The sequence below is a fragment of the Microbacterium sp. zg-Y818 genome (genome assembly GCF_030246905.1).
In the GTDB taxonomy this organism is placed as follows: Bacteria; Actinomycetota; Actinomycetes; order Actinomycetales; family Microbacteriaceae; genus Microbacterium.
This window is the reverse complement of sequence record NZ_CP126741.1, coordinates 3,094,298-3,120,954: the sequence shown is the minus strand read 5'-3', so window position 1 is coordinate 3,120,954 and position 26,657 is coordinate 3,094,298. Positions and strand designations below refer to the sequence as shown.

Annotated in this window: 26 protein-coding genes and 4 tRNA genes; 17 read left to right on the top strand and 13 right to left on the bottom strand. The window is 69.2% G+C overall.

Features of this window, described 5'->3' with window-relative positions; genetic code table 11:
- The first annotated feature begins 2 nt into the window (after positions 1 to 2).
- The 7 genes from QNO21_RS14790 to QNO21_RS14760 all read left to right on the top strand — a co-directional run bounded on the left by QNO21_RS14790 (position 3) and on the right by QNO21_RS14760 (position 8,333).
- Positions 3 to 1,010 (top strand): ABC transporter permease, encoded by a 1,008-nt coding sequence (locus QNO21_RS14790; RefSeq protein ID WP_257515452.1) that lies wholly within the window; start codon positions 3 to 5, stop codon positions 1,008 to 1,010.
- Between the two features lie 19 nt (positions 1,011 to 1,029).
- The gene (locus QNO21_RS14785) at positions 1,030 to 1,968 is read left to right on the top strand and encodes an ABC transporter permease (protein WP_257515134.1); all 939 of its coding nucleotides are present in this window, start codon (positions 1,030 to 1,032) and stop codon (positions 1,966 to 1,968) included.
- A gap of 56 nt (positions 1,969 to 2,024) precedes the next feature.
- A complete protein-coding gene (locus tag QNO21_RS14780) occupies positions 2,025 to 3,491 on the top strand; it encodes an aldehyde dehydrogenase family protein (RefSeq protein WP_257515133.1) in 1,467 nt (488 codons plus the stop codon).
- A 43-nt stretch (positions 3,492 to 3,534) separates the two neighbouring features.
- On the top strand, positions 3,535 to 4,554 hold the full coding sequence (locus tag QNO21_RS14775) for a zinc-dependent alcohol dehydrogenase family protein (RefSeq protein ID WP_257518566.1): 1,020 nt from the start codon (positions 3,535 to 3,537) through the stop codon (positions 4,552 to 4,554).
- Between the two features lie 51 nt (positions 4,555 to 4,605).
- Positions 4,606 to 6,018 carry an NAD-dependent succinate-semialdehyde dehydrogenase gene (locus QNO21_RS14770; RefSeq protein ID WP_257515131.1) on the top strand — a complete coding sequence of 471 codons (1,413 nt, stop codon included), beginning with the start codon at positions 4,606 to 4,608 and terminating at the stop codon, positions 6,016 to 6,018.
- The gene (locus QNO21_RS14765; RefSeq protein WP_306813313.1) at positions 5,981 to 6,874 is read left to right on the top strand and encodes an HpcH/HpaI aldolase/citrate lyase family protein; all 894 of its coding nucleotides are present in this window, start codon (positions 5,981 to 5,983) and stop codon (positions 6,872 to 6,874) included. The genes QNO21_RS14770 and QNO21_RS14765 overlap by 38 nt, the downstream gene beginning before the upstream one ends.
- 160 nt (positions 6,875 to 7,034) lie before the next feature.
- The gene (locus QNO21_RS14760) at positions 7,035 to 8,333 is read left to right on the top strand and encodes an endo-1,4-beta-xylanase (RefSeq protein ID WP_257518565.1); all 1,299 of its coding nucleotides are present in this window, start codon (positions 7,035 to 7,037) and stop codon (positions 8,331 to 8,333) included.
- Between the two features lie 24 nt (positions 8,334 to 8,357).
- Here the strand turns inward: QNO21_RS14760 and QNO21_RS14755 are convergent, their stop codons facing one another.
- Together QNO21_RS14755 and QNO21_RS14750 are read right to left on the bottom strand one after the other, a co-directional pair.
- Entirely contained in the window at positions 8,358 to 8,795 is a 438-nt protein-coding gene (locus tag QNO21_RS14755) for a hypothetical protein (RefSeq protein WP_257515128.1), read from the bottom strand.
- Between the two features lie 122 nt (positions 8,796 to 8,917).
- Positions 8,918 to 9,574, bottom strand: a complete 657-nt coding sequence (locus tag QNO21_RS14750; RefSeq protein WP_257515127.1) for a hypothetical protein — start codon at positions 9,572 to 9,574, stop codon at positions 8,918 to 8,920.
- A gap of 409 nt (positions 9,575 to 9,983) precedes the next feature.
- Between QNO21_RS14750 and QNO21_RS14745 the strand changes: the two genes are divergently transcribed.
- Together QNO21_RS14745 and QNO21_RS14740 are read left to right on the top strand one after the other, a co-directional pair.
- On the top strand, positions 9,984 to 10,625 hold the full coding sequence (locus QNO21_RS14745; RefSeq protein WP_257518563.1) for a hypothetical protein: 642 nt from the start codon (positions 9,984 to 9,986) through the stop codon (positions 10,623 to 10,625).
- 70 nt (positions 10,626 to 10,695) lie between these two features.
- Positions 10,696 to 11,331: a hypothetical protein gene (locus QNO21_RS14740; protein WP_257518562.1), complete on the top strand. Its 636-nt coding sequence runs from the start codon at positions 10,696 to 10,698 to the stop codon at positions 11,329 to 11,331.
- 21 nt (positions 11,332 to 11,352) lie between these two features.
- Here QNO21_RS14740 and QNO21_RS14735 read toward each other — a convergent pair.
- The 4 genes from QNO21_RS14735 to QNO21_RS14720 all read right to left on the bottom strand — a co-directional run bounded on the left by QNO21_RS14735 (position 11,353) and on the right by QNO21_RS14720 (position 11,839).
- Positions 11,353 to 11,428, bottom strand: a tRNA-Lys gene (locus tag QNO21_RS14735).
- A gap of 32 nt (positions 11,429 to 11,460) precedes the next feature.
- A tRNA-Gly gene (locus QNO21_RS14730) sits at positions 11,461 to 11,533 on the bottom strand.
- A gap of 29 nt (positions 11,534 to 11,562) precedes the next feature.
- Positions 11,563 to 11,633: transfer RNA gene (locus QNO21_RS14725), tRNA-Thr, on the bottom strand.
- 132 nt (positions 11,634 to 11,765) lie between these two features.
- A tRNA-Gly gene (locus QNO21_RS14720) sits at positions 11,766 to 11,839 on the bottom strand.
- Positions 11,840 to 11,910: 71 nt separating this feature from the next.
- Here QNO21_RS14720 and dcd point away from each other — a divergent pair.
- The gene (dcd, locus tag QNO21_RS14715) at positions 11,911 to 12,516 is read left to right on the top strand and encodes a dCTP deaminase (protein WP_257515124.1); all 606 of its coding nucleotides are present in this window, start codon (positions 11,911 to 11,913) and stop codon (positions 12,514 to 12,516) included.
- A gap of 134 nt (positions 12,517 to 12,650) precedes the next feature.
- Here dcd and QNO21_RS14710 read toward each other — a convergent pair whose 3' ends face one another.
- From QNO21_RS14710 to QNO21_RS14690, 5 genes are all read right to left on the bottom strand, one after another.
- Complete coding sequence (locus QNO21_RS14710) at positions 12,651 to 14,060, bottom strand: MFS transporter (protein WP_257518561.1); 1,410 nt, start codon at positions 14,058 to 14,060, stop codon at positions 12,651 to 12,653.
- A 65-nt stretch (positions 14,061 to 14,125) separates the two neighbouring features.
- Positions 14,126 to 14,743: a signal peptidase I gene (locus QNO21_RS14705; protein ID WP_257518560.1), complete on the bottom strand. Its 618-nt coding sequence runs from the start codon at positions 14,741 to 14,743 to the stop codon at positions 14,126 to 14,128.
- Positions 14,740 to 15,654, bottom strand: coding sequence for a hypothetical protein (locus QNO21_RS14700; RefSeq protein ID WP_257518559.1), 915 nt, complete (start codon positions 15,652 to 15,654; stop codon positions 14,740 to 14,742). The genes QNO21_RS14705 and QNO21_RS14700 overlap by 4 nt, the downstream gene beginning before the upstream one ends.
- Positions 15,651 to 16,235: a hypothetical protein gene (locus QNO21_RS14695; protein WP_257518558.1), complete on the bottom strand. Its 585-nt coding sequence runs from the start codon at positions 16,233 to 16,235 to the stop codon at positions 15,651 to 15,653. The genes QNO21_RS14700 and QNO21_RS14695 overlap by 4 nt, the downstream gene beginning before the upstream one ends.
- A 76-nt stretch (positions 16,236 to 16,311) precedes the next feature.
- The gene (locus QNO21_RS14690; protein WP_257518556.1) at positions 16,312 to 16,887 is read right to left on the bottom strand and encodes an alternate-type signal peptide domain-containing protein; all 576 of its coding nucleotides are present in this window, start codon (positions 16,885 to 16,887) and stop codon (positions 16,312 to 16,314) included.
- A gap of 413 nt (positions 16,888 to 17,300) precedes the next feature.
- Here QNO21_RS14690 and dnaK point away from each other — a divergent pair, with 413 nt between their 5' ends.
- The 4 genes from dnaK (at position 17,301) to QNO21_RS14670 (ending at position 21,375) form a co-directional block, all read left to right on the top strand.
- Entirely contained in the window at positions 17,301 to 19,169 is a 1,869-nt protein-coding gene (dnaK, locus tag QNO21_RS14685; protein ID WP_257514644.1) for a molecular chaperone DnaK, read from the top strand.
- A gap of 11 nt (positions 19,170 to 19,180) precedes the next feature.
- Positions 19,181 to 19,813 (top strand): nucleotide exchange factor GrpE, encoded by a 633-nt coding sequence (locus QNO21_RS14680; RefSeq protein ID WP_257518555.1) that lies wholly within the window; start codon positions 19,181 to 19,183, stop codon positions 19,811 to 19,813.
- A gap of 12 nt (positions 19,814 to 19,825) precedes the next feature.
- A complete protein-coding gene (locus QNO21_RS14675; RefSeq protein ID WP_257518554.1) occupies positions 19,826 to 20,824 on the top strand; it encodes a DnaJ C-terminal domain-containing protein in 999 nt (332 codons plus the stop codon).
- 116 nt (positions 20,825 to 20,940) lie between these two features.
- A complete protein-coding gene (locus tag QNO21_RS14670; protein WP_257518552.1) occupies positions 20,941 to 21,375 on the top strand; it encodes a heat shock protein transcriptional repressor HspR in 435 nt (144 codons plus the stop codon).
- A 139-nt stretch (positions 21,376 to 21,514) separates the two neighbouring features.
- On the opposite strand, the gene QNO21_RS14665 is transcribed toward QNO21_RS14670, so the two are convergent.
- Together QNO21_RS14665 and QNO21_RS14660 are read right to left on the bottom strand one after the other, a co-directional pair.
- On the bottom strand, positions 21,515 to 22,564 hold the full coding sequence (locus QNO21_RS14665) for a hemolysin family protein (protein ID WP_257518551.1): 1,050 nt from the start codon (positions 22,562 to 22,564) through the stop codon (positions 21,515 to 21,517).
- Positions 22,557 to 23,924 (bottom strand): hemolysin family protein, encoded by a 1,368-nt coding sequence (locus tag QNO21_RS14660; protein ID WP_257518550.1) that lies wholly within the window; start codon positions 23,922 to 23,924, stop codon positions 22,557 to 22,559. The genes QNO21_RS14665 and QNO21_RS14660 overlap by 8 nt, the downstream gene beginning before the upstream one ends.
- A gap of 266 nt (positions 23,925 to 24,190) precedes the next feature.
- On the opposite strand from QNO21_RS14660, the gene QNO21_RS14655 reads away from it, so the two are divergent.
- Genes QNO21_RS14655 through QNO21_RS14645 form a run of 3 tightly spaced genes read left to right on the top strand, consistent with a single transcriptional unit; the run spans position 24,191 to position 26,576 of the window.
- Complete coding sequence (locus tag QNO21_RS14655) at positions 24,191 to 25,312, top strand: alcohol dehydrogenase catalytic domain-containing protein (protein ID WP_257518549.1); 1,122 nt, start codon at positions 24,191 to 24,193, stop codon at positions 25,310 to 25,312.
- A gap of 26 nt (positions 25,313 to 25,338) precedes the next feature.
- On the top strand, positions 25,339 to 26,103 hold the full coding sequence (gene fabG / locus QNO21_RS14650) for a 3-oxoacyl-ACP reductase FabG (protein ID WP_257518548.1): 765 nt from the start codon (positions 25,339 to 25,341) through the stop codon (positions 26,101 to 26,103).
- A complete protein-coding gene (locus QNO21_RS14645) occupies positions 26,100 to 26,576 on the top strand; it encodes a MaoC family dehydratase (RefSeq protein ID WP_257514653.1) in 477 nt (158 codons plus the stop codon). Before fabG ends, QNO21_RS14645 begins: the two co-directional genes overlap by 4 nt.
- The last annotated feature ends 81 nt before the right edge of the window (positions 26,577 to 26,657 follow it).

Here is a 26,657-nt window from a genome sequence, read left to right as displayed (position 1 = left end):
GCATGATCGGCTTCATCGGACGCAGAGTCGCACAGGCGCTGCTGGTTCTGTTCGGCGCATCCATCATGGTGTTCCTCCTCGTGCGCGTGCTGCCAGGGGATCCGGTCGATCTCCTGGCGGCGGAGGAGGGGGCCACTGCGGAGCAGCGGGCGCTCCTGCGTGCGGAGATGGGACTGGACCAGCCTCTGCCGCTGCAGTACGCGACCTTCATCCTCCAAGCCATCCGGGGTGACCTCGGCATCTCGATCACCCAGCGCATCCCGGTGTCGACGGCGCTGGTGGAAGGGCTCGGCGCGACGCTGCAGCTGACGATCGCGGGAATGATCGTGGCCGTGCTGATCGCACTGCCGCTCGCGCTCATCTCCGCGCTGAAGCAGAACAGCGTCTGGGACCGCCTCGGCACCGTCGGCAGCATGTTCGGGGTCTCGATGCCCACGTTCTGGCAGGGGATCATGCTGATCCTGCTGCTGTGCGTCGCCTTTCCGATCTTCCCCACCGGGGGGATCATGGGGTCCTCGTACAACGTGCCGGTCGTGACCTACCTGCCCATCGTGGATTCGATCATCGCGGGATCCCCGGATGCCGTCTGGTCGAACCTCCGGCACCTGGTGCTGCCGGCGATCACCCTCGGCACGTCCGCGGCGGCGATGCTCACCCGGCTTCTGCGCGCCAGCCTGCTGGAGGTCAAGAACCAGGACTTCGTCGACGCGCTGCGCGCCCGCGGCATCTCCGACGGCAGGGTCATCATGCACATGCTGCGCAACGCTCTGCCGACGACGGTGATCGTCTTCGGCTCGAAGCTCGGCACCCTGCTCGGCGGCACCCTCGTCATCGAGGTCGTGTTCAGCTGGCCCGGGCTCGGAGCGCTCCTGGTCGAGGCGATCAGCGCCCGCGACTACCCGGTGGTCCAGGGTGCCGTGCTCGTCGCCACGATCATGGTGATCCTCTGCAACCTGCTCGCCGACGTCGCCCAAGGGTGGCTCGATCCGCGCGTGCAGTACGCGAAGTGAAGCGGAATCGGAGAGAGAAATGACATCATCCATCTACGTTCCGCGCACCGAGTTCGATGCACGCGGCCCGGCAACGGGCGTGGTCACGACGCGGCTCGCCAAGCGCAAGCGTGCCCGCCCGCCGATCTTCGTGGCGGTGCCGATGCTCATCATGCTCGTGTTCCTGTTCGTGGGCATCTTCGGTCAGTGGATCACCCCCTACGACTACGGCGCGCAGAACCTGTCCAACCGCTTCGCCCCGCCGGGAAGCGAGGGTCACCTGCTCGGCACCGATCACCTGGGCCGCGACATCCTGTCGGGTCTGATCGGGGGTGCGCGCATCACCCTCATCATCGGGTTCGTGGTGCTCATCTTCGGCGTCGTGCTGGGCGTCGGGATCGGCGTGATCAGCGGGTACGTCGGGGGTCGGTTCGACGCGTTCATGATGCGGATCACCGATATCTGGCTGGCGTTCCCATTCCTGATCCTGGCGATCGCCCTGGTCGCAGCCCTCGGCGGAGGGCTCGACAAGCTGATCATCGCGCTGGTGCTGGTGGCCTGGGTGGTTTTCGCCCGCCCCATCCGCGGCGAAGCGATGTCGCTGCGCGAACGGGAGTACATCCTCTCGGCGCGGGCCCTCGGCGTCTCGCCCACCAAGATCATCGTCAAGCACCTGCTGCCGAACCTGCTGCCGTCGATCCTGGTCCTTTCCTCGCTGGAGCTGGGCGCGATCATCCTCATGGAGGCGTCGCTGTCGTTCCTCGGACTGGGTGTGACCGGCGGTGAGGCGACGTGGGGCGGCATGCTGTCCGACGGCCGCGCCTACATCGGCTCGTCCTGGTGGCTGGCGACCATCCCCGGCATCGCGATCTTCGCGCTGGTGATGTCCGTCAACGTCATCGGCGAGTGGTTCCGCGACGTGTTCGACCCGCGCAACAGCTCGCGTGCACAGGTCTCGCAGGAGATCGCCCTGCCGTGAGGCGTGCGCGCCCCGGCGTCGACGAATTTCGAAGTTCTTTCATCAAAGGAGTGGGAATGACCGATCTGTCAGCATCCGACGTACGACCGATGTACGTGGGTGGCGAATGGACCCATGGGCGCGGCGGAAACCCGCCGATGGCGACGTTTGACCCGACGACCGGGCGCGAGATCGCGCGAGTGACCGCGGCAACGGCAGGCGACGTCGACGACGCCGTCCGCGCCGCGCAGCGAGGGGCCGCCCAGTGGCGGGCGCTGTCCTGGACGGCGCGGGCCGGCGTGCTCCGCGAGATGGCGAAGCGGATTCGCGACGACGTGGAGCGGCTCTGCCTGATCGACGTCGAGAACGCCGGCATCCCGATCTCCGCCGCACGTCGGGACGTCCTGCGTGCGGCCGACGAGATCGAGTACTTCGCGGGCATCGCCGGCGAGGTGAAGGGCATCACGATCCCCGCTCCGGCCGGGGGTCTGGCCTACACCCTGCGGGAGCCGTATGGCGTGGTCGGGCGGATCATCCCCTTCAACCACCCCTTCAACTTCGCGGCGGCCAAGGTCGCCGCACCCCTGGCCGCCGGCAACGCCGTGATCCTCAAGGCGCCCGACCAGGCACCGCTCGGGCCGCTCGCCCTGGCGGAGCTCGTGGGCGATCTGTTCCCCGCCGGCGTGCTCAACGTGCTCACCGGAACCGGCATCGAGGTCGGCCACGCCATCTCGTCGCACCCGAAGATCCCTCGCATCGGGTTCATCGGCAGCGTCCCCGCCGGCCAGGCGGTCATGCGCGCGGGTGCCGAGCACATCAAGCACGTGACGCTGGAGCTCGGCGGCAAGAATCCCATGATCATCTGCGAGGACATGGACCCGAAGCTCGCCGCCCGCGAAGCGATCAACGGCATGAACATGCGCAAGACCATGGGGCAGTCGTGCCAGTCGAACTCGCGCGTGTTCGTGCACGAGAGCATCGCCGAGGAGTTCGTCGCGGAGCTCGAGCAGATCGTCCGCGGCATCGAGATCGGCGACCCGCGGGAGGAGGGGACCGAGATGGGCCCCGTCGCCTTCGAGGCCCACTTCGACCGGGTGCTCACGCACATCGAGCAGGCCAAGGAGGATGGCGCGCGCCTGATCTTCGGCGGCGGCCGCCCGGAGGGTCGGGACGAGGGCTACTTCATCGCGCCGACCGTCTTCGACGGTGTCACGCCGGAGATGCGCCTGTTCCACAACGAGGTCTTCGGCCCGGTCATGGCGGTGTGCCGCTGGAGCGACGAGGACGAGATGATCGAGCAGATCAACGCCACGGAATTCGGCCTCACCGCGCGCATCTGGACGAACGACCTGGGGCGGGCGAACCGCATCGTGTCGAAGGTGGATGCCGGCTTCGTCTGGATCAACGAGTCGGGACGCAAGGACCGCGGCATCCCCGTCGGCGGTTTCAAGCTCAGCGGCCTGGGCAAGGAGTCGTGCCTCGAGGAGATCATCAGCTACACCCGCGAGAAGTCGGTCACGACGACGTTCGCGGCCCACGCATGACCGGCGGGCGGGGCGTTGACGGGATGCGTCTGAGGAGGAACCGATGAAGGGTCTGGTGTTCACCGGCGGCGAAGCGGTGGAGGTCCGGGACTTCCCGGATCCCCAGGCTGGTGCCGGCGAGGCCGTCGTCCGAGTGCGGGCGTCCGGCGTCTGCGGCAGCGATCTGCCGCGGTACCGGGACGAAGCCGGCAGCAAGGGGATCATCCCCGGCCACGAACCGGCCGGCGAGGTCGTCGAGCTCGGACCCGGGGTCCCCCCGGGGCTGCGCGTGGGTGACCGGGTGATGGTCCACCACTACGCGGGGTGCGGATTCTGCGAGGTCTGCGCGATGGGATTCGAGCAGGCATGCCCGAACGACCGGGTGACGTACGGCACCGGCGCCCACGGCGGACACGCCGAGTTCATCTCGGTGCCCGCGAGGACGCTCGTGCACCTTCCCGAGGAGCTCTCCTTCGAGGCGGGCGCGGCGATCGCCTGCGGCACCGGCACGGCGTGGAACGGCCTGAAGAAGATGGACATCTCGGGGAGGGACACCGTCGCCGTCTTCGGCCAGGGGCCGGTCGGCGTCAGCGGCGTCGTCAGCGCGAAGGCGATGGGCGCGCGCGTGATCGCGGTCGACATCTCTGACGAGCGGCTCGACTTCGCCCGCGAACTCGGTGCCGACGTGACGATCAACCCGTTGCAGACCGACGTCGTCGCCGCGGTCGCGGAGGTCACCGGCGGTAGGGGCGCAACGGCATCCCTCGAGACATCGGGAGCGGAGGTCGCGCGCCAGCAGGCGCTCGAGGTGCTCTCCTACTTCGGGAAGTGCAGCTACATCGGCAACGGTGCGCCGAGCCGCATCGACATCCGCGGTGAGGTGATCCGCAAGGTGCTCACGATCTACGGCTCGTGGACCTTCACGAAGGCGGAGCAGATCGACATCGCGCGGTTCATGGTCGACAACCGCGTGGACCTCGACGCGCTCATCAGCACGCGCTATCCCCTGAGCGAGGGCGAGCGGGCCTACCGCGAGTTCGCGGGCGGAGCCATCGGCAAGCCGATGATCGTGTTCGACGCGTGAGCCCCCTCGCGTTCCCCCTGCTCTGACGCCCGCCCCGAGAAAGGCACATTCATGGTCATCACGTCGGTCAACCCGGCAACGGAAGAGGCCATCGCCACCTTCGAGCTGCACACGGCCGACCAGGTCGATCAGAAGCTCACTGCGGCGGTCAGCGCGCAGCGCGTGTGGCGTCGCACTCCGGTCGAGGAGCGCACCGCACTTCTCACCCGCATCGCCGAGGTGCTGCGAGAGGGCGCGGAAGAGTACGCGCAGATCATCACGCGTGAGATGGGCAAGCCCATCACCGAAGCCCGCGCCGAGATCGAGAAGTGCGCCGTCACGCTGGACTACTACGCCGAGCAGGCTCCGGCGTTCCTCGCCGATGAGCCCATCGCGTCCAACGCGAGCGAAAGCGGGGTGGTGTTCGATCCGCTCGGTGTCGTGCTCGCGATCATGCCGTGGAACTACCCGTTCTGGCAGTTCTTCCGCTTCGCCGCCCCTGCCCTGGCGGCCGGTAACGCTCCGTTCCTCAAGCACGCCAACAACGTGCCCGAGTCGGCGCTCGCCGTCGAGGAGATCGTGCGCAAGGCCGGCGCGCCCGAAGGGCTCTGCACCACGGTGCTGATCGAGTCGCACCGCGTCGCCGGACTCATCGAGGACGACCGCATCGCCGCGGTGACGCTCACCGGCTCCACGCAGGTGGGCAGGATCGTCGCATCCCAGGCGGGCAAGGCCCTCAAGAAGCAGGTGCTCGAGCTGGGTGGATCCGACCCCTTCATCGTGCTCGCCGGGGCAGACATCGCGCAGGCCGCCAGGGTGGCCGTCAAGGCGCGTTTCACGAACGTGGGGCAGAGCTGCGTCAACGCGAAGCGGTTCATCGTGGAGGAGTCGGTGGCCGACGAGTTCGTCGCCGCCTTCGTGAAGCATGCATCCGCGCTGAAGGTCGGCGATCCGAGTGAGGGCGACACCCACATCGGCCCCCTGGCGCGCGGCGACCTGCGTGATGAGCTCCATGACCAGGTGCTCCGCACTCTCGAGCACGGACGCGCCGTTCTCAAGCTCGGCGGCGCGCCCCTGGAAGGCCCGGGCTACTTCTATCCGCCGACGATCATCGACCACGTCGAGCCGGGGGACACTGCGTTCGAGGAGGAGACGTTCGGTCCCGTCGCCGCCATCATCCGCGCGCGCGACGTCGAGCACGCCGTCGAGCTGGCGAACGACACGGAGTTCGGTCTCGGAGCCGCGTTGTGGACGCAGGACCTGGACCTCGCGCGCACCCTGACGCGTCGCATCGACGCGGGTGCCGTGTTCGTGAACGGCATGGTCGTCTCGGACGCCCGTCTGCCCTTCGGCGGCATCAAGGCGTCGGGGTACGGCCGTGAGCTCGGCGACTACGGTCTGCGCGAGTTCGTCAACATCAAGACGGTGTGGATCGGGCCCGCGTCGGATGCCGCTCCGGTTGCCGCAGAGAAGATCGGCGAGTGAGTCTGTGACCGCTCCCTCCGTCGCGACGTGCCCGACCCCGTCCCTGACCAGCGATCTCGCCCGCTCGTGGCTTCTCGTCTCGGCGCGTGACGTCGAGCGGTTCACCCCCGCGGCCGAGGGCGATGCGGACGAAGTGATCCTCGATATCGAGGATGCCGTTGACCCCTCCTTCAAGGATGCCGCTCGGCGCGACGTCGTGGCCTGGCTGTCGGCCAACAGCGCCTGGGTGCGCATCAACTGTCGCGAGAGCCCGCACTGGGACGACGACGTCGCGGAGTTGCGTGGCTCCCCGGGGCTCCGCGGCGTCGTCCTCGCGAAGGTCGAATCGGCGGCCGCCGCCACGGAGACCTTCGTGGCGCTCGGGAGGACGGTTCCCGTCGTCGCGCTCATCGAGTCCGCGCTGGGGATCGAAGAGGCGGTCGCCATCGCGCGTGCGGAGGGCGTCATGCGTCTGGCGTTCGGCAGCGGCGACTATCGGCGCGACACCGGCGCGAGCGCGGATGATCTGGCGATGGCATACCCTCGGTCGCGGCTTGTCGTGGCATCCCGCATCGGAGGGCTCCCCGGTCCCATCGACGGTCCCACCGTCACTCCCGGGCTTTCGCTGCTGCGGGAGCAGTCGGCGGTCGGGGTGTCCCACGGCATGACGGGCAAGCTCTGCCTCTTCCCTGAGCAGGCGAGTGTCGTGAACGAATCGTTCAGCCCGTCCCGGTCCGACGTGGCCTGGGCGCGGGGGTTCCTCGCCGACTTCGACGAGCGGGGTGGTGTCGTCCGCGATGGCAGCGATCTGCCCCGACTCGGCAGGGCCAGACGGATCGAAGAACTCGCCCTCGCGTTCAACCTCAGCGTCGACTGACGCCGGCTGGGGAATCGCGCGCGGTTCCGCTGCTTCCCCGGAATCACGACGACGAAGTCGCGACGGGCAAGCCAGTATGGGGGGATGGACCTCAGCGCCGAGAACATATCGCCGACCCGGCACCCCGGCGGCCCCGGGACGCGTGCGGAGGAATGCTCCAGTGCTGCCTGACCCGCGCGATCGCCGCGTCACCGGCCGCGTCCGTCTGATCGACGCGTCGGGACGCCCTCTCGCCGGTGCCACCGCCGCGGTCGAGCAGACCGCCCACGCGTTCGGGTTCGGCAACATCGGATTCGACTTCGTGGAATGGATCGGCGGGGCACCCGAGTCACCCAACGGACGGGAGATCGAGTTCTTCGGCGGCGCCCTGCAGCCGGACCCCGAGCGCCTGGCGGCCGACTTTCTGGAGCTCTTCAACACCGTGACGCTGCCGTTCTACTGGCGCGGGTATGAGCCCCAGCGCGGCCGCACCGACGGTGCGCGCCTGCGGCGGACCGCGGAGTGGTTCGGTGAGCGTGGCGTCACGGTCAAGGGGCATCCGCTGGTGTGGCACACCCTCACCCCGCCGTGGCTGCTGGCCCTCGACGACGATGAGGCCGAGGCGGCTCTCCGCTCACGCATCCGCGACATCGTGACCGGATTCGCCGGCGTCATCAACCTGTGGGATGCCATCAACGAGGCGGTCATCCTCCCGGTCTTCACCGCCGAGGCCAATGCCGTGACACGACTTGCGCAGCGCAAGGGCCGGCTGGGCATGATCGCGCTGGCGTTCGAAGAGGCGCGCGCGGCCAATCCCGCCGCGCGGCTCGTCCTCAATGACTTCGACCTGTCGGAGAGCTACGAGCGGCTCATCGCGGAGTGCCTGGACGCCGGCATCGAGATCGACGCCCTCGGACTGCAGACCCACATGCACCAGGGGTACCGCGGCGAGGAGCAGGTGTGGGAGGTCATGGAGCGGTTCGCCCGGTTCGGGCTGCCGCTGCAGCTGACCGAGACGACGCTTCTCTCCGGCGACCTCATGCCGCCCCACATCGAGGACCTCAACGATTACGTCGTCGACGAGTGGCCCTCGACGCCGGAGGGCGAGGCGCGGCAAGCTGACGAGATCGTGCGCCACTACCGCACGGTCTTCGCCCATCCCGCCGTCGAGTCGCTCACGTACTGGGGCATCACCGACCACGGCTCGTGGCTCGGCGCCCCGGTGGGGCTGCTGCGCGCGGACGGTTCGCGAAAGCCCGCGTTCGATGCCTTGCGCGGGCTGATCCGCGGCGAGTGGTGGCTGGCCGCGACGCCGGTCACCGCCGACGCCGACGGTGTCGTCGAGGTGATGGGGTATCCCGGAACCTACCGCGTGGACGTCGGGCAGGATGCCGTCGAGGTCGCCCTGACGGAGGATGCCGGCACGGTCGATGTCGTTGCTGAACGAGCACGTCGTCGAGGTACAACGACCGGAAGGTAGTGGTGACGCGGGGATGGCCCCTCGTCAACCTGCCCGGTCAGTCCGCGTACTCCTCGTCGATGATCTGGTTCGCGTCCCCCGGCACGCACGCCGACGTGCCCCCAATGGCGTACTTGCCGGGCCCGTTGAGAAGCTCGCCCCCTGAAGGGAGCCTCCGGTGGCGAAGACAACGGGGTCGTGTTCGGTGTTCACCCGGACGGACATGCCGAGCGTCTCCCAGTGCGCGGCCACCTTCTCGGCATCCGCCAGAGAGTCCACGTCACCAGGCAGCGCGGAGTACCCATAGCTCCACTTCACCCCGTTACCACCATCGCAACTCTGCACCCCGGGGTCTCCGTCGTCGTCCCACCCGTCGGTGCCGAGCACATCCGCGGTGTCGTGGATGATGCTCGTCAGCGCCTCGCGCGCCTCGTCTGGTGTCACGTCGGCGTCCTGGGTTGCGCATCCGGTGAGTGCGACCACGACCGCGGCTAGGGTCACGGCAACTGGGGTCGGGCGATGACGGTCAGTACGCACCGCGCATCCGTTCAATCAGTGCCCGCGGAACGGGGTCGGTCCGGCGGCGAGCGATCCGGCCGTGAGGGTCAGTCCGTTTCCACGGTCGCGGCCATGGCCATGTTCGCGACCTCTGCTGCCCTGTCGGGGCTGAGGAGTGTGCCGCTGGCGACGACCCAGTGTCCGCTGTGGAACGCGTGTGCGTAGCCCATCCCGATTCCGTAGGTGACATCTCGGGAGTACACCATCGCCTTCGTGCCGTCGCTGCTGACGTAACCGTCATCCCGGTCGAGGTAGGCGTCGGAGGCTGCGAGGGCGTCGGTCAGGGGCGCCTGCACTTCCGGTGCGGTGGCCATCACGTGCACGGAGAACGTGCCGTCGCTTTGGTAGATGCCCCATCGGCACCCGGTCAGGAAAAGGGAGGCGTCGTACGCTTCCTGCGCGGCGGGGCCGATGATCCAGTACGGTTCCACCTCGCCTTCGGTGTCCGGGCCGTCGATTTCGGCGTGGAGGTTGGTGGCCCATGCCGGGTCGAGGAGGTCCTCGCATTCGGGGGCGGCGGCGGACTCCGGCCACGCCGGGGCGCTGGGGGCCGGTTCCGGCGCCGGGGTGGGTGCCGGCTCCTGGGGCTGTTCGGCGGCGGGAGGCGGCGGTGTCGCCGGATCCTCCTCGGGGGCCGCAGCTGCGCACCCAGTGAGGGTGAGGGCGGCCAGGGCGACGGTCGCGGTGAGGCTACGGCGGTTCACATGGCCAGCGTATAGGCGGGGGTGGGACATGCCTGCTCCTTCGGGTGGCCCGGTCGTGGAGCGCTCCCTCTCTTCCGTGCGCGGTGTGGCTGACCTTCATCACTCGAAGTCGATGACGCTGGGGTCCCACATCACGATGGGGACCGTGGCGCGGCCGTTGCGGGCAGCGTTCATGAGGCTTCCCGGCTGATTCCGCCGACGATCTCCGTCGCGGCCGCAAGTCGGATCGTCGGTCCTGTTGCCTCGAGGCTCCGGCGGATACCGCTGGATAGTCCGGACTGGGTCTGGAAGTGACAGTGAGGCGCGCCGCCGCGGGACGGCAGGTGGCACCAGTCCGCGCGGGGGCCGCGCATGTGGGTGGTGAAGCGGTAAATGCCGCACCGGGGAGTGCCCGAAGATAGGAGCAATCATGAAAACGACGCTGAAGTCCACGACCCTGGCAGTCCTGGCCGCCACCCTCATCTTGCTTGCCGGCTGCGCCCCCGAAGCGACCGCCGAGGCAGCCCCCGCCGCGAATGCCGAGGTCGTCGAGGTGACCGAACCCGCGCTCCCGACGGTGGAGGAGATCGCAGCGCTGGACAACGGCGCGCCCCTCACCGAAGAGCAGGCCGCCACCCTCAAGGCCGACCGCAAGGCCGGCATGAAGGCGTACGAGCTGCCGACCGGTGAGCTGGTGCTGGTGAAGAAGTCCGAGCCGCTGCCCGAGCCCGTCCAGCAGGCCGAGAACAACAAGCTGGCCGCCATCGAGGTTCCGACTGGCTCGTCTTGGGAGGACCAATCGAACACCCTCGACAAGCTGGTGTCGGCCGGTTCCTCTGCCAGCATGTCCACCGGCAAGCCCACATGCGTCATCATGCAGGTGCACTACGCAGTCCGTGGCGCTGGTGGTGGAGTCGCGCTGCAGTGGGCCGCCGACGGTTGCCCGAACAACGACGCAGCCGGCGAGCTGATGCCAGTGAGCACCGACAAGGCCTGGGTGATCTCCGTGGCCCAGGAGCGGATCAACCGTGTGGAGAACCCTGCGGAGTGGGCGCTCATCGTCGAGCCGTGACACCTCACGCCCGCACCCGTAGGCGCACCGTCAGCCCAGCGCTCTCGCGCCCACGAAACCAGGAGCAATCATGAACATCAAGCTGAAGACCACAACCCTGGCCGCGATGACCGCTGCCGTCATCCTGCTGGCCGGCTGCGCCCCCGAGGCGACCGCCGAGGCTGCGCCCGAGGCGACCCCCGATGTCGTCGAGGTGACCGAACCCGCGCTCCCGACGGTGGAGGAGATCGCAGCGCTGGACAACGGCGCCCCCCTTACGGAGGAGCACCGTGCGGCGCTGAAGGCTGAGCGCGCACCCGGGATGAAGGCGTACGAGCTCCCGACCGGTGAGCTGGTGCTGGTGAAGAAGTCCGAGCCGCTGCCCGAGCCCGTCCAGCAGGCCGAGAGCAACAAGCTCGCCGCCATCGAGGTGCCGCAGACGGACGCCCTTTCCGCCCAGGGTGAGACCATCGACAAGCTGGTCTCGGCTTCGTCTTCGGCCAGCATGTCCACGGGTAAGCCCGCGTGCACCGTCATGCAGGTCTACTACGACAACTGGGCCGGCGCCAGCACACTCCAGTGGGTCGCGGCGGGGTGCCCGAACAATGACGCCGCACGGGAGTCGCTGCCTGCGGGCACCGACAAGGCGTGGGTCGTCGCCCAGGCTCAGGAGCGGATCAACCGCACGACGAACGCCGCGGACTGGGCTCTGATTATCGAGCCGTGACACCGAGCGAAGGTCACGATGTGGTGGGCCCCCAGGGGCTCGAACCCTGAACCCGCGGATTAAAAGTCTCGCTGCTCTGCCATTGAGCTAGAGGCCCGAACGTCGGACGAAGCTGAGCTTCGACCTTCGAGCAGATGACGGGGTTCGAACCCGCGGCCTTCACCTTGGCAAGGTGACGCGCTACCAGCTGCGCTACATCTGCGTACGCCGTTACGGTCGGCGTGACCGTCGTGCCGCCACGAGGAATCGAACCTCGGCATCCCGATTACGAAACGGGCGGTCTGCCACTGACCTATGGCGGCGTGGCTGGGCAACTATGCCAAGGGCTGGTAGGCAGAGCGCAGTCGAGAGCATCGCCGCAAAAGCATTGAACCTACGGAAACCATCGGTCCGAACTAGGTCTGGAAAGTCCGGGATAGCTCTGGAAGTGACATTGGAGGGGCTGACGGGAATCGAACCCGCGCTATCTGCTTGGGAAGCAGAAGTTCTGCCATTGAACTACAGCCCCGTGCATCGCCGAGGCGACGCGGGGTCAGCTTAGCAAAGGCAACTGCGTGCTCGCGCCGATAGGCTGGGCGCGTGCTGCTGAGCGACCGCGATATCCGACTCGAGATCGACGAAGGCCGTATCGGCCTCGACCCCTGGATGCCGGAGATGGTGCAGCCTTCCAGCGTCGACGTGCGGCTGGACCGCTACTTCCGCCTGTTCGACAACCACAAGTACCCGTTCATCGACCCGGCCGAGGATCAGCCCGAGCTGACGCGCCTCATCGAGGTTGATCCGAACGAGCCTTTCATCCTGCATCCGGGCGAATTCGCCCTCGGCGCCACCTTCGAGCAGGTGACCCTGCCCGATGACGTCGCCGCCCGCCTCGAGGGGAAGTCCTCCCTGGGCCGCCTCGGCCTTCTGACCCACTCCACCGCGGGGTTCATCGACCCAGGGTTCACCGGTCACGTGACCCTGGAGCTGTCCAACGTCGCGACCCTCCCGATCAAGCTGTGGCCGGGCATGAAGATCGGCCAGCTCTGCTTCTTCCGGCTGTCTTCGGCGGCGGAGAACCCCTACGGTTCGGGACCCTACGGCAACCGGTACCAGGGCCAGCGGGGCCCGACGGCGTCGCGATCGTCCCTCAACTTCCACCGCACCGACGTCGGCGCACGCGACCTCGGGTCGATCGGGGCCTGACGGCCCCGGGCGCGCCCGCCACGCGCTCCTTGCCACATCAGGCGCCGGCCCCGCAACCGCGCAGGTGCGAACGATCAGCGCCCGGCCGGCCGTCGCGCTGCTGATGCAGTCGTCCCCGTCAGCGCTGAGCTGCCTCACCCTGCGCGAGGCGGCGCCTTCACCGGCAGCAGCAGCACGAAGCCGAGCAGCAGCACGACGGCGATCCCGAGGATGCCGAAGGCCGTCATGCCGGTGAGGGTGATCAGGGTCGCCCACAGCAGCGACGTCATCCAACCCGCAGCGCGGCCCGTGGTGGCGTACAGGCCGAAGATCTCACCCTCGCGTCCGGCGGGGGTCAGGCGAGCGAGGAACGACCGGGATGCCGACTGCGCCGGGCCGACGCAGGCGCACAGTGCCAGCCCTCCGATCCAGAAGACGATCGTTCCGGCATCCACCAGCGCGAAGACCGCCGCCGCCATGAGCACCATCGCGCCCAACGACCAGAGGATGACCGTCTTGGGTCCGAAGAGGTCGTCGAAGCGCCCGACGATGAGGGTCGAGACGCCGGCGACGACGTTTGCCGCGATGCCGAAGATCACGAGGTCGAGGAACTCGAAACCGAAGACGCTGCCTGCGATGATGGCGCCGAACGTGAAGACCCCGCTGAGACCGTCGCGGAAGACCGCGCTGGACAGCAGGAACCAGAAGGTCGGCCGCGACTGCGGCGAGCGGTACAGGCCCATGACGTCGCGCACGAGCAGGCCGTAACCGCGCAGCAGGCCGACGCGTCGCTCGGGTCGTCCGGCCGACGGCTCGGGCACGCTCAGGAAGATCGGGATCGAGAAGGCGAGGGTCCACAGGGCGCAGCCCACCGCGATGATGCGGAAGGGCAGTCCACCGTCCTCGCTCAGGCCGAACCAGTCCGACATGTAGAAGACGACGACGAGGATCAGGGCCACGATGCCGCCGAGGTAGCCGAAGCCCCAGCCGAGACCCGAGATGCGCCCGATGGTTCGCGGCGTCGCGATGCCGATGAGCATGGCGTTGTAGTTGACGCCGGCGATCTCGCTGAACACGGTGCCGGCGGAGATGAGCGCCACGCCCAGCCAGAACAGCGCGGGGGCCGGCTCCACGAACCACAGCAGCGCCATGCTCATGACGAGACCGCCGGTGCCGATTCCGAGCCACAGCTTCTGGCGTCCGGCCGCATCGGCCTGCTGGCCCAGCACCGGGGCGAGCGCCAGGATCAGCAGCCCCGCGATCGTGGTGCCCCAGCCGAGCCCCGCGGCCAGGCCCGCCTCGGCGACCTCTTTCACCCGGTCGTCGTCGGGGAGCGCGGCGATGTCGGCGGGCAGGAACGCGTCGGTCGTGAGGTACAGCGCTGTGAAGATGAAGGTGAGGATCACCGTGTTGAACGGCTGCGCCGCCCAGTCCCACAGCGCCCACGCCAGCAGGGTCTTGCGGGGGGCGGGGGTGTCGCGTCGCAGGCCCAGGCCCATCACGGGCAGTGCGTCGGTGTCGGCGGTGACGGGCACGTCGGGAGTCGCGCCGGGGGATGAACTCATGCGCGCAGATTATCGCGACTGCGTACCCGCCTGACGCGAGGGCGCGCGGCGGAACTCCGTCGCGGTCAGTGTTCGGATGCCGCCTCGGCGCGCTCCCTGCGTCGCTCGAGGCCCGCGAGGATGCTGGTGCGGAGGGCGTAGAGGAACAGCCCGCCCGCGGCGACGGAGATCACGATGTCGCGGTTGGCCCCGTTGATGAGGTTGTTGACCCATCCCAGCAGCGGCACGCTGTACCAGAGGGTGCCGCGGATCTGCACCTCTCGCACCGGCTCGGGATCGGGCGTGTTGTTGTTGTCGCCCTGGGTGACGAAGGTGAGTTCGCCATCGGTGTAGGTCTTGGAGATCACCCGGTGAGTGACCACAGCTGCCTCGCCGGAGCGGATCTGGTAGGTGATGACGTCGCCGACGGCGATCTCGTCGGTCGGCGTCGCGCGGGTGACGATGAGGGTGCCGGGCGGCAGCCCGGGCTCCATCGACTGGGTCAGCACGGTCATGGCGGTGCCACCGACGAGGGCCGGCAGCATGATGACGGCAACGGCGAGAGCGGCGGTGATGGTGAGCAGCGACGCGCTGAGGGCGACGGCCAGGTAATGCAGCAAGCTGTGCTCGTGGTGACCTGCGGCGCGGAGGGCGCGACGCGAGGTGAGCCCGGGGAGCGGGATGGAGTGTGTGATTGCGGTCATGAGCATTCCGTTGCAGAGATGATGCCGAGGGGGCCGGAGGTGCGCGTCACCGAGACGGCTGCGGTCAGGGGGGCGGTCGTGCCGTATGCGGCCTCTTTGGCGCGGATGGCGAACGAGTAGACGCCGTTGGCGTCGAGGTCCTTGCCTTCGACCAGGACCGACGCGGTACCGGCCGAGCTCTTGACCGTCGCGACCGTGGTGCCGGATGCGGTGTCGACGACCTCGTAGGTGACGTCGGCGCGAGCGGGGCGGTTGGCGGGCGCGGCCCACGAGAGCCGGACGAAGTCGAAGACGACCTTGACGTTGGTGCAGGTCACCGCGCCGGCCGCGGCCAGCTGGTAGACGCTCTGCGTGACCGCCGTGGTCGTGGCGGTGGCGGTCCAGCTCGTCCCGACCGCGCCGATCACCCGGAACGCGGCCGTGATGCTCTGCCCCTGCAGCGCGGCGTTGGTGCTGCCGTCGATGCGGGTCGCGACGCACACGACGACCTGAGCGCCCGGCGCGAGCGTGCGCGCGGTGGCGGGCAGCGCCGGCGCCGGGTCTGCCAGCGTGGTCTTGATGGCGCTGGCGGGAACGGTGGTCGAGCAGGTTCCCGTCCACAGGTTCAGGGCGGTCTTCTGGGCGAGCGCGCTGCTGCCGGTGACGTCGCTGGCGAGGGTGTAGGACAGCGGGGTGCCGCCCGTGTTGGCGATGGTGAGCTGGCCGGAAACGGCGCCCGACGAAGAGCCGGTGTACTGGTAGCTCGTGGCGAGGCTGCCGGTCTGGGCGATCGTCGTGGCGGGTGCGGCCGAGGCGGCGGTGGCCGTCAGCGCGGCGTCGGCGCTCCAGCCGGCCACGGCTGCACCGGAGCCGCCGAGCACCGCGAGGGTCACGAGGGCGGTGATCGGGCCGAGAAGGCGGCGGCGGGTCACGGGTGCACCTGCGTTCCGCGGATCGTGAGGCTGAGGGCGGATGCCGCGATGCCGGCCGCGCTGGCCGGGGCGGTCAGCGGCAGGCCCAGGCCCACGCAGAGGGTGGTGCTCGCCCCGGGGGCGAGAGTGACCTGCAGGTCGGATGCGACGCCCGAACCGACCGATATGGTCGCCTTCGGGGTGACCCGCCCTGCCGTGCAGTCCGCTGCCGAGGCGGTCGTGCCGACCGTGACCACCAGTGCGGCGGTGAGGCCGTTCGAGGTGGCGGCCGCCACGTTGCCGAGGGCGAGGGCGAGCGGGGTGGTGCCGATGTTGCGTACGACGCTGGAGCTGTAGGCGGTGCGGCCGGGGTACATGCCGGTGGCGGAGAGTTTCAGGTCTGCGGCGGAGAGTTCTGCCGACCCTGCCTGCAGGGTGGCGGCTGCTGCTGCCGGGGCCGCGGCGGTCCAGGCGGCGTAGGTGCCGCCCCCGGCCGTTACGCCGAGCACGATCGCGCCTGCGGTTCCGAGTGTCGCCAGCAGCATCTTCGCCGGCGCACAGCGGCGGCGCCGCTGGGCCAGGCGAAGTGAGCGGCGGGTCATCTCGGCTCCTCGGGGTCGGTGGTGGATTACGCGGACAGCGGGTCCGCCCCCGTGATGGGGGGGCGGACCCGATGGATCACGCGGCGGCGGTGTGCTGCGTGAGGGTGACGCTCAGGTCGTTGAGGTTCACGGCACCGGTCTTGGCGTCGTTGTTGGAGCCCTCGGTGCCGTAGGGGAAGGTGATCGTGACGGTGACGGTGACGTCCTGTTCGATCCCTGCAGCACCCGGGGCGACGGTGAAGCCGTCGGCGCTCTGGGTGATGCCAGCGCCTTCCGCGGTGAGCACCGCGTTGGCCTCGAGGTAGCCGACCAGCGCCTGGTCGACCGCGTTGGCGGGATTGGCGGGCGTGATGGACGCCTCGCTCAGCGCGAGCGTGGCGCTCAGGCTGTCACCCTCGGCGACGATCGACATCGTCTTGGTGAAGGTGAGCACATCGCCCGGAACCACCCGGTAGGCGGCGATGTTGATGTCGTCGCCGTTGGCCGCCCAGGTGCCTTCGGTGCCGGGGTCGGTGACGACGAGGTTTCCCGCCGTGATCTCGGCACCCGCGATATCGGCCGACGCGTTCCACGAGGCGAAAGTGCCGCCGCCGCCCAGGAGCAGGAGGACACCGGCTGCGGTGGCGATGGAGGCCTTGGTGATCTTGTTCATGATGTGTTCCTTCTCGCGGCTTGTGGCCGCTCTTTTCCTGCGGATGGGATGGATTCGGGGCCCAGGTTCCGAAGCGAGTGATCCGGTCGGGGCACTGCCCAGTTTTCGCCGCGGACCGCAAGAAGGGCCCCGGTTCGATGCCGCGCTCCCGCAAGATCCCAGCAGCGTCGCCTGAGCGCGACCGGCGGCGACGCCGAACCACAAGACATCCACAAGAAATGGTCCAAAACGCCCCGCCCGCCCCAGATTCGTGCGCCTACGTGGCATCCGTCGTCCGCGCGCTAGCAGCCAAACTTGACACCTCACGGCTCAAGTTCAATTGACATCGATCGGGGCGCCGCGTACCCTTGAGTCATCGCGGCTCAAGGTTGGGGCCGCCCCAGACTTTTCAGTTCCACACGAAGGAGAAACACATGGCACGTGCAGTCGGAATCGACCTCGGCACGACCAACTCGGTCGTCAGCGTCCTCGAGGGCGGCGAGCCCAAGGTCATCGCGAACGCGGAGGGCTTCCGCACGACCCCGTCGGTCGTGGCCTTCACCAAAGACGGTGAGGTGCTCGTCGGTGAGACCGCCAAGCGCCAGGCCGTCACCAACGTCGACCGCACCATCACCTCGGTCAAGCGCCACATGGGCACCGACTGGAAGACGCAGTCGATCGACGGCAAGGCCTACACGCCCCAGGAGATCTCCGCGCGCATTCTGCAGAAGCTCAAGCGCGACGCCGAGCAGTACCTGGGCGACGCGGTGACGGATGCCGTCATCACGGTTCCGGCGTACTTCAACGACGCCGAGCGTCAGGCCACCAAGGAGGCCGGCGAGATCGCGGGCCTCAACGTCCTGCGCATCATCAACGAGCCCACCGCCGCCGCGCTGGCGTACGGCCTCGACCGTGGCAAGGAGGACGAGCTCATCCTCGTCTTCGACCTCGGTGGCGGCACCTTCGACGTCTCGCTGCTCGAAGTGGGCAAGGACGACGACTTCTCGACCATCCAGGTGCGCTCCACCGCCGGCGACAACCGCCTCGGTGGTGACGACTGGGACCAGCGCCTCGTCGAGTACCTGATGAAGCAGTTCAAGGACACCACCGGTGTCGACGTCTCGGGCGACAAGATCGCTCTGCAGCGTCTGAAGGAAGCAGCCGAGCAGGCCAAGAAGGAGCTCTCCAGCTCCACCTCGACCTCGATCAACCTGCCCTACCTGTCGCTGACGGAGTCGGGTCCGGTGTCGCTGTCCGAGACGATCACCCGCGCGAAGTTCGAGGACCTCACCAAGGACCTGCTCGACCGCACCAAGAAGCCGTTCGAGGATGTCATCCGCGAAGCCGGCATCAAGGTGAGCGACATCGACCACGTCGTGCTCGTGGGTGGCTCCACCCGCATGCCCGCCGTTTCGGAGCTCGTCAAGCAGGAGGCCGGCAAGGAGGCCAACAAGGGCGTCAACCCTGACGAGGTCGTCGCCGTCGGCGCTGCCCTGCAGGCCGGTGTCCTCAAGGGTGAGCGCAAGGACGTGCTGCTCATCGACGTGACCCCCCTGAGCCTCGGCATCGAGACCAAGGGCGGCATCATGACCAAGCTCATCGAGCGCAACACGGCCATTCCGACCAAGCGCAGCGAGACCTTCACCACGGCAGACGACAACCAGCCGTCGGTCGCGATCCAGGTCTTCCAGGGCGAGCGCGAGTTCACCCGCGACAACAAGCCGCTGGGCACCTTCGAGCTCACTGGCATCGCCCCCGCACCGCGTGGCATCCCGCAGGTCGAGGTCACCTTCGACATCGACGCCAACGGCATCGTGCACGTGTCCGCCAAGGACAAGGGCACCGGCAAGGAGCAGTCGATGACCATCACGGGCGGCTCGTCGCTGGCCAAGGAGGACATCGACCGCATGGTGCGCGAGGCCGAGGAGCACGCCGCCGAGGACAAGAAGCGCCGCGAGTCCGCCGAGACCCGCAACCAGGCCGAGACCCTCGCGTACTCCGTCGACAAGCTCATCAAGGACAACGACGACAAGCTGCCCGCCGAGGTCAAGTCCGACGTGCAGGCCGACGTCGACGCGCTGAAGACGGCTCTCGCCGGTGACGACGACGACGCGGTCAAGACGGCGTTCGACAAGCTCAGCCAGTCGCAGGGCAAGCTGGGCGAGGCGATCTACGCCTCGAGCCAGGCTCAGGGTCAGAACCCCGACCCGGCGGCGACCGACCCGGGCAACGGCGAGGTGCCGAACCCCGAGGAGGACGTCATCGATGCCGAGGTCGTGGACGACGAGGACGAGAAGAAGTAGAGAATCAAGACATGACGGACAAGGACTTCGAAGAGCCCATCGACGAGGTCCCCGGTGACGAGGGGTCGGAGGCGCGAGCCTCCGACCCCGACTCGCACGGGGCAGAGGCTGCGGCATCCGCGGCCGACGGCGAGGGCGAAGCGGAACTGACCATCGATGACATCCTCGCCGCGGTGCAGTCGGACGAGGCTGCCGGGGCCGATGCGGATGCGGCTTCGGCGAAGGGTGACGAGCCTGACCTGCTCGTGGACCTCAAGCGGGTGCAGGCGGAGTACGCCAACTACCGCCGCCGCACCGAGTCGCAGCGCGAACTCGAGATCGAGCGCGCGCGCGGTTCGGTTGCACGCAGCCTGCTGCCCGTGCTCGACGACCTCGACCGGGCTGAGAAGCACGGTGATCTGGTCGAGGGCGCGCCGCTGTCCGCCATCGCCGACAAGCTGCGCGGCATCGTGGCGAAGCTGGGAGTGGAGCGCTACGGCGCCGCCGGCGAGGCGTTCGACCCGCAGCAGCACGAGGCGATCTTCCAGGCCCCGACCCCCGGCACCGAAACCCCGACGATCCTCGAGGTCGTCGAGGTGGGGTACCGGCTGGGAACCACCGAGCTGCGCCCGGCGAAGGTCGTCGTCGCCGTTTCGGCCGAGTAAGGCGGCACCTCGATGGCGAGTCAAGACTGGTTCGACAAGGACTTCTACTCCGTCCTCGGGGTGAGTAAGGACGTCACCGACGCCGAACTGAAGAAGACGTACCGCAAGCTGGCGCGCAAGTACCACCCGGATTCCAACCAGGGCGATGCTGCGGCCGAGGCGAAGTTCAAGGAGATCAGCGAGGCGTACGCCGTGCTGAGCGACTCAGAGCAGCGGGCCGAATACGACCAGATCCGCGCTATGGGCTCTGGCGCCCGTTTCACAGCGGGCGGCCAGGGTGCCGGCGGGTTCGAGGACGTCTTCAGCATGTTCGGTCAGGGCCGCGGCGGCGGTGCGCGCTTCCAGTCCGCCGACGACTTCGACGACATCTTCTCGATGTTCAACCAGCAGCCGGGCGGTCGCTTCGGGTCCGGGCGGTTCGGTCAGACCTCGGGCGGATTCCGCGGTTTCGGCGGGCCGACCAAGGGCGGCGACGTCACCGCACGCACGACGATCGACTTCCTCACCGCCACCAAGGGCGAGACCATCACGCTGCAGGGCGAAGACGGCAAGCCGTTCAAGGTGAAGATCCCCGCGGGGGTCAAGGACGGGCAGAAGATCCGGCTGCGCGGACGCGGGCGCCCGTCGCCCGACGGCGGCGAGAACGGCGACATCGTCGTGTCGGTGACCGTGCGGCCTCACCCGGTGTTCACGCGCGACGGGCTCAACCTGCGGGTGACGGTGCCGGTGACCTTCACCGAGGCCGTACTCGGGGCGACCATCGAGGTGCCGACGCTCGGGGGAGACCCGGTGAAGCTCCGCGTGGCGCCCGGCACCCCCTCCGGACGCGTGCTGCGCGTCAAGGGACGTGGCGTCGCGACGACCAAGGGAACCGGCGACCTGCTGGCCGAGGTGCAGATCGCGGTGCCGTCGCACCTCGAGGGAGAAGCGCGGGAAGCGCTCGAGCGATTCCACGAGCTCGAGCCGAAGGACAACCCCCGGGCGGACCTCATGCAGAAGGCGCGCGGCTAGGTCTGCCGTGTGTGCTGTCGTGAGTGTAGGAGATGTGGGCGGCGCAGGACGGATGCGTGGCATCCACTCCTCCCCTCGCGCCATCTCCTACGCTGGCGGCAGGAGGGGGTGAGGGCATGAACGACGAGATCGACGAGGACATGCCCATCTTCGCCATTGCGGTCGCGGCGGAGCTGTCTGGCATGCACCCGCAGACCCTGCGTCAGTACGACCGCATCGGCCTCGTGGTGCCTGCGCGCACCCAGGGCGGGTCGCGCCGCTACTCGACGCGCGATGTCGAGCAGCTGCGGGAGGTCGCCCGCCTGTCGGCCGAGGGCATGAGCCTGCCCGCCATCTCACGCATCGTCGAGCTTGAGAACCAGGTGCGCGAGCTGCGGCGCCAGGTGCGCGACCTCGAGCACCGTGTGCGCGCCGAGATCGAGAACCGTCCCGGCGCGCGCGTCTTCGCCGCCGGCCCCAGCGGGGGCGTCATCACGCTGCGCCACGGCAAGAGGGTGCGGCGCGCCACCGACCTCGTGCTGTGGCGGCCGCGGCATCCGGACTCGGACTGACGCGGCCGCGCGCGGCTCGTTGCCGGGCCGTCGCGTCCGCAACTCCTCGAAGAACCGCCCCGCACGGGTTGTGCGGGGCGGTTCTGCCGTCTGCTCGACGGATCTCGAGGAGTTGCGGCGCGCGCGTCGCGCCGCCGACCTACGCGACGGTCGCCGCGGTGGCGTCCCCGATTTCGCCGACCAGCACCTCGAGGACGTCCTCGAGGTACAGCAGGCCCACCGTGCGGCCGTCGGCATCCAGGCTGCGCGCCACGTGCGCGCCGCGCCGGCGGAGCGTTGCCATGGCGTCCTCGAGCTCGGTCGCCCGGTGCACCGTCGCGAGGCGACGCAGCCGCTTCTCCGGGATGGGGCTGCGGAACTGGTCCGCAGCGTCGAGGTCCATCACGTCCTTCATGTGCACGTAGGCCACCGGCTCGCCGTCGGCGCCCGCGATGACGTACCGCGAGAAGCCGTGTTCGGCGACGGCGCGCTGCACGTCGGCCGGCGTCGCACCGGCCGGCAGCAGCACCAGCTCGCCCAGGGGGACGTCTACGTCGGCCACGGTCTTCTCGGTGAACTCGAACGCACCGGCGAGGGTGCCCGAGGCATCCACGAGGGTGCCTTCGCGGCGCGACTGCTCCACGATGTTGGCGACCTCGTCGAGCGTGTAGGTGCTCGTGGCCTCGTTCTTCGGCTGCACGCGGAACAGGCGCAGGATGCCGTTGGCGACGGCGTTCAGCGTCCAGATGACCGGCTTGAACACCTTCGCCACGGCGACCAGCGCGGGGGCGAGGATGAGCGCAGCGCGGTCGGGCACCGAGAACGCGATGTTCTTCGGCACCATCTCACCGAACACGACGTGCAGGAACGTCACGAGCGCCAAGGCGATGGCGAACGCCACCACGCTGATGAGCTCGGGCGTGAGGCCGGTGAGTCCCAGCGGGATCTCCAGCAGGTGGTGGATCGCCGGCTCCGACACGTTCAGGATCAGCAGCGAGCAGACGGTGATGCCCAGCTGGCTCGTCGCCAGCATGAGCGTCGCGTGCTCCATGGCCCACAGTGTGGTCTTCGCCGCCTTGCTGCCCCGCTCCGCCCGGGGCTCGATCTGCGAGCGGCGGGCGGAGATGACGGCGAACTCGGCGCCGACGAAGAAGGCGTTTGCGATCAGCAGGACGAACAGCCAGACGATGCCCCAGACGTCCTCACTCATGGCGGGCTCCCTTCAGGACGCTCTCGCGGGCTCTGTCGTGGTCGGTCATGAGGCTGAGATCGGTTTCCGGGTCGTCGGGCATGTAGCGCAGGCGCACGATGCGGTGTCCGTCGATGCGTTCGACGCGCAGCGTGCCGGCGGCGATGCGCACCTCGTCGCCCAGTTCGGGCAGGCGCTCGAGGACGTCGGTGACGTAGCCGCCGGCCGTCTCGTAGTCGCCCTCTTCGGGGATCTCGACGCCGGTGCGGTCGAGCACCTCGTCGGGGCGCCAGCTGGCGTCGAACGTGACCGAGCGCCCGGAACGCAGGATGCCGGTGCGGGTGCGGTCGTGCTCGTCCTCGAGTTCGCCGACGATCTCTTCGACGAGGTCCTCGAGGGTGACGATGCCGGCGGTGCCGCCGTATTCGTCACCGACGACGGCGATCTGCAGGCCCTCGGTGCGCAGCACCGTGAGCAGGTGGTCGGCTCCCATGCCCTCGGGCACGGTGCGCACGTCGCTCATGAGGGCGTCAGCCCGGGTCTGTGCGCGGTCCTCCAGCGGAACGGCGAACGCGTGCTTGACGTGCACGACGCCGACGACGCGGTCGGGGGTGCCGTCGATGACCGGGAATCGGGAGAACCCGGTGCTCCGGGACTGGGCGATGACGGTGTCTGCCGTGTCGGAGATGTCGACGGTGGCCATCCGCACGCGAGGGGTCATCACCTCGGAGGCGTCGTGCGAAGCGAAGCGAAGCGTGCGCCGCAGCAGCTGCGCGTCGGAGCTGTCCAGCAGCCCGGCCATCGCGGAGTGCCGGATGAGGTAGGACAGCTCGTCGGCGCTGCGGGCGCCCGAGAGCTCCTCCTTGGGCTCGATGCCGACCGAGCGGATGACGGCGTTGGCGGTGTTGTTGAACAGCAGGATGAGCGGCTTGAACACTGCGGTGAACGCGCGCTGGAAGGGGGTGACGAGCTTGGCGGTTGCCAGCGGCACGGCCAGGGCGAAGTTCTTCGGCACGAGCTCGCCGATGATCATCGAGAAGAGCGTCGCGATCAAAATGCCGGTGACGGCGCCGATCGGGCCGATCGCCCCCTCGGGAAGGCCGAGGTCGAGCAGCGGCCCGCGCAGCAGGCTGCTGATCGCCGGCTCGAAGGTGTAGCCCGTCAGCAGCGTCGTCAGCGTGATGCCGAGCTGTGCGCTGGAGAGGTGGGTCGACGTGATCCTCAGTGCGGAGATGGTGCCGTCCAGGCCCCGCTCGCCGCGGGCGCGTCGCGCCTCGAGCTCGTGACGGTCCAGGTTCACCAGCGCGAACTCGCTGGCGACGAACAGGCCGGTTCCCACGGTGAGGACCAAGCCGATGCCGAGCATGATCCACTCGTTCACTCTTTACACCCCCTGACCGTTGAACGTGCCGCGTTGGCGGCTAGGCAGTCAAAGGGCGCGGGACTATGAGAGGGAGGGTCATCCATGATGGATCAAGGCTAGACAGCCGCCCGCCCCGCAAGCTGAGAAACCGCCCCCGAGTGAGTATTCGCGCTCGCGAGTGAGTATTCGTGACGGCCCGGCGTCGACCGGTTAGCGGGACATACCGCGCAGTCGGTATGCTGTCGAGCACGCACTGCCGCGCGCGAACGAACGAGGAGGTTCGGATGCAGATCACCGGAGCTGTGCTCGAGGTCTCGGGGGCGACCGCGCCGTTCGCGGCATCCCGTCCCTTCACCGTCGGCCCCCTCGAGCTCGATCAGCCGGGCCCCGGCGAGTTGCTCGTGCGCATCGAAGCCGCCGGGGTGTGCCACTCCGACCTCAGCGTCGTCGATGGCAACCGCCTGCGCCCCACACCGATGCTGCTCGGCCACGAGGCCGCGGGCATCGTTGAGCAGGTGGGTCCGGGGGTGGGCGACCTTCGCCCCGGCGTCCGCGTGGTCATGACATTCCTGCCCCGCTGCGGCGCGTGTGCGGGGTGCGCGACCGACGGCCGCCTGCCGTGCGAGCCGGGAACCGCGGCCAACACCGCCGGCACCCTCGTCGGCGGTGGCACGCGACTGCGTCGCCGGAGCGAGGACGGGTCGGATGCCGGCGCGCCCGTGTTCCACCACCTCGGCGTAAGCGGTTTCGCCACCCACGCCGTCGTCAGCCGCACCTCCGTCGTGCCGGTGCCCCCCGACGTGCCGGCCGAGATCGCCGCGCTCCTCGGCTGCGCCGTGCTCACGGGCGGCGGCGCCGTGCTGAACGCCGCGCGTCCGGCATCCGGTTCTGCGATCGCGATCGTGGGCCTCGGCGGGGTCGGCATGGCCGCGCTGCTGGTCGCCGTCGCGCTCGGGCTCGAGGTGGTCGGCGTCGACGCCGTGCCGGCCAAGCTCGACCTCGCGCGAGAGTTCGGCGCCACGGAGGCGCTCTCGCCGGCGGATGCCGTGGCGCGCGGCATCCGCACCCCGACCGCGATCGAGGCAGCCGGGTCGGCCCGCGCGTTCGAGACGGCGCTGGCGCTGACGGCGCCGGGTGGGACGACGGTGACCGTGGGGCTCCCCGGGCCCGATGCGCGGGCCGAGGTGTCGCCGCTGCAGCTGACCGCCGAGGCGCGCACCGTGATCGGCAGCTACCTCGGGTCCGCCGTGCCCGCTCGCGACATCCCGCGCTACGTCGAGATGTGGCGCGCGGGACGGCTGCCGCTGGAGCGTCTGGTGACCTCCCGCATCCGGCTCGACGACATCGACGCCGCGATGGACCGTCTCGCCGCCGGCGGCGAGCTGCGCCAGCTCATCGTCTTCTGACTCCAATCCCGACGAAAGGAACCCGTATGACCTCCTCTTCTCCCTCCCGCACCGCGATCGTCACCGGAGGCGCGCGCGGCATCGGCGCCGCGACCGCCCGCCGCCTCGCCGCCGATGGTCACGCCGTCGCCGTGCTCGATCTCGACGCGGCCTCGTGCGCCGACACCGTCGCCGCGATCGAAGCCGACGGGGGTCGCGCGCTCGCCGTCGGGGCGAACGTCGCGGATGCCGAGGCCGTGGCATCCGCCGTCGACACGGTCGTCGCCGAGCTCGGGGCGCCGACGATTCTCGTGAACAACGCGGGGATCATCCGCGACAACATGCTGTTCAAGATGAGCGAGGACGACTGGGATGCCGTCATCACCGTGCACCTGCGCGGCGCCTTCGTCATGACGAAGGCCGTGCAGGCGCACATGGTCGAGGCCGGGTGGGGGCGCATCGTGAACCTGTCGTCGACGTCGGCGCTGGGTAACCGTGGACAGGCGAACTACGCCGCGGCGAAGGCCGGGATGCAGGGGTTCACCAAGACGCTGGCGATCGAACTGGGGCGGTACGGGGTGACGGCGAACGCCGTGGCGCCGGGGTTCATCCAGACCGACATGACCCGAGCGACCGCCGAGCGGATGGGGGTCTCGTTCGAGGACTTCGTTGCGGCGATGGCGAAGGAGATCCCGGTGGGGCGCGGCGGGACACCCGAGGACGTCGCGACGGCGGTGGCGTTCTTCGCCGGCGAGGATGCCGGATTCATCTCGGGCCAGGTGCTGTACGTGGCGGGCGGGCCGCGCGCATGATCGCGGCGGAGTCGCCGGTGGCGCTGGCCGGGCTCGTGGGGGCGACGGCCACGGGGGAGTGGTTCGAGATCACGCAGGAGCGGATCGCGGCGTTCGCCGAGGCGACGGAGGATCGACAGTGGATTCACCTGGATGCCGAGCGTGCGGCATCCGGGCCCTTCGGGGGGACGATCGCGCACGGGTACCTGACGCTGTCGCTGCTGCCGCGGCTGACCGAGGGGCTGCTGCAGGTGGGCGGGGTCGCGATGGCGGTGAACTACGGCCTCGACAAGGTGCGGTTCCTGCAGCCAGTGCTCGCGGGGTCGCGCGTGCGGGCGGTGACCGAGCTCGCGTCGGCGGACGAGACGCCGCAGGGGGTGCGGGTGGGGATGCGCACGACCGTCGAGATCGACGGGGGACGCAAGCCCGCGCTGATCGCCGAGACGCTGGCGCTGCTGGTCCCCGAGCCCGCCGGAGTGCCCGCTCGCGAGTGAGTATTCAGGCTCCCGAGTGAGTATTCGCGCCGCCGAGTGAGTACTCGTCGCGAATACTCACTCGGCGCGACGAATACTCAC

Excerpts from the sequence above, each read along its gene's own strand:
- QNO21_RS14675 (WP_257518554.1), top strand. The coding sequence starts at position 19,826 with ATGGCGAGTCAAGACTGGTTCGACAAGGACTTCTACTCCGTCCTCGGG.
- QNO21_RS14670 (WP_257518552.1), top strand. The coding sequence starts at position 20,941 with ATGAACGACGAGATCGACGAGGACATGCCCATCTTCGCCATTGCGGTC.
- QNO21_RS14710 (WP_257518561.1), bottom strand. The coding sequence starts at position 14,060 with ATGAGTTCATCCCCCGGCGCGACTCCCGACGTGCCCGTCACCGCCGAC.
- QNO21_RS14770 (WP_257515131.1), top strand. The coding sequence starts at position 4,606 with ATGGTCATCACGTCGGTCAACCCGGCAACGGAAGAGGCCATCGCCACC.
- QNO21_RS14695 (WP_257518558.1), bottom strand. The coding sequence starts at position 16,235 with ATGACCCGCCGCTCACTTCGCCTGGCCCAGCGGCGCCGCCGCTGTGCG.
- fabG (WP_257518548.1), top strand. The coding sequence starts at position 25,339 with ATGACCTCCTCTTCTCCCTCCCGCACCGCGATCGTCACCGGAGGCGCG.
- QNO21_RS14680 (WP_257518555.1), top strand. The coding sequence starts at position 19,181 with ATGACGGACAAGGACTTCGAAGAGCCCATCGACGAGGTCCCCGGTGAC.
- QNO21_RS14690 (WP_257518556.1), bottom strand. The coding sequence starts at position 16,887 with ATGAACAAGATCACCAAGGCCTCCATCGCCACCGCAGCCGGTGTCCTC.
- QNO21_RS14745 (WP_257518563.1), top strand. The coding sequence starts at position 9,984 with ATGAAAACGACGCTGAAGTCCACGACCCTGGCAGTCCTGGCCGCCACC.
- dnaK (WP_257514644.1), top strand. The coding sequence starts at position 17,301 with ATGGCACGTGCAGTCGGAATCGACCTCGGCACGACCAACTCGGTCGTC.
- QNO21_RS14655 (WP_257518549.1), top strand. The coding sequence starts at position 24,191 with ATGCAGATCACCGGAGCTGTGCTCGAGGTCTCGGGGGCGACCGCGCCG.
- QNO21_RS14765 (WP_306813313.1), top strand. The coding sequence starts at position 5,981 with ATGCCGCTCCGGTTGCCGCAGAGAAGATCGGCGAGTGAGTCTGTGACC.
- QNO21_RS14780 (WP_257515133.1), top strand. The coding sequence starts at position 2,025 with ATGACCGATCTGTCAGCATCCGACGTACGACCGATGTACGTGGGTGGC.
- QNO21_RS14665 (WP_257518551.1), bottom strand. The coding sequence starts at position 22,564 with ATGAGTGAGGACGTCTGGGGCATCGTCTGGCTGTTCGTCCTGCTGATC.
- QNO21_RS14705 (WP_257518560.1), bottom strand. The coding sequence starts at position 14,743 with ATGACCGCAATCACACACTCCATCCCGCTCCCCGGGCTCACCTCGCGT.
- QNO21_RS14740 (WP_257518562.1), top strand. The coding sequence starts at position 10,696 with ATGAACATCAAGCTGAAGACCACAACCCTGGCCGCGATGACCGCTGCC.
- QNO21_RS14785 (WP_257515134.1), top strand. The coding sequence starts at position 1,030 with ATGACATCATCCATCTACGTTCCGCGCACCGAGTTCGATGCACGCGGC.
- QNO21_RS14790 (WP_257515452.1), top strand. The coding sequence starts at position 3 with ATGATCGGCTTCATCGGACGCAGAGTCGCACAGGCGCTGCTGGTTCTG.
- QNO21_RS14775 (WP_257518566.1), top strand. The coding sequence starts at position 3,535 with ATGAAGGGTCTGGTGTTCACCGGCGGCGAAGCGGTGGAGGTCCGGGAC.
- QNO21_RS14645 (WP_257514653.1), top strand. The coding sequence starts at position 26,100 with ATGATCGCGGCGGAGTCGCCGGTGGCGCTGGCCGGGCTCGTGGGGGCG.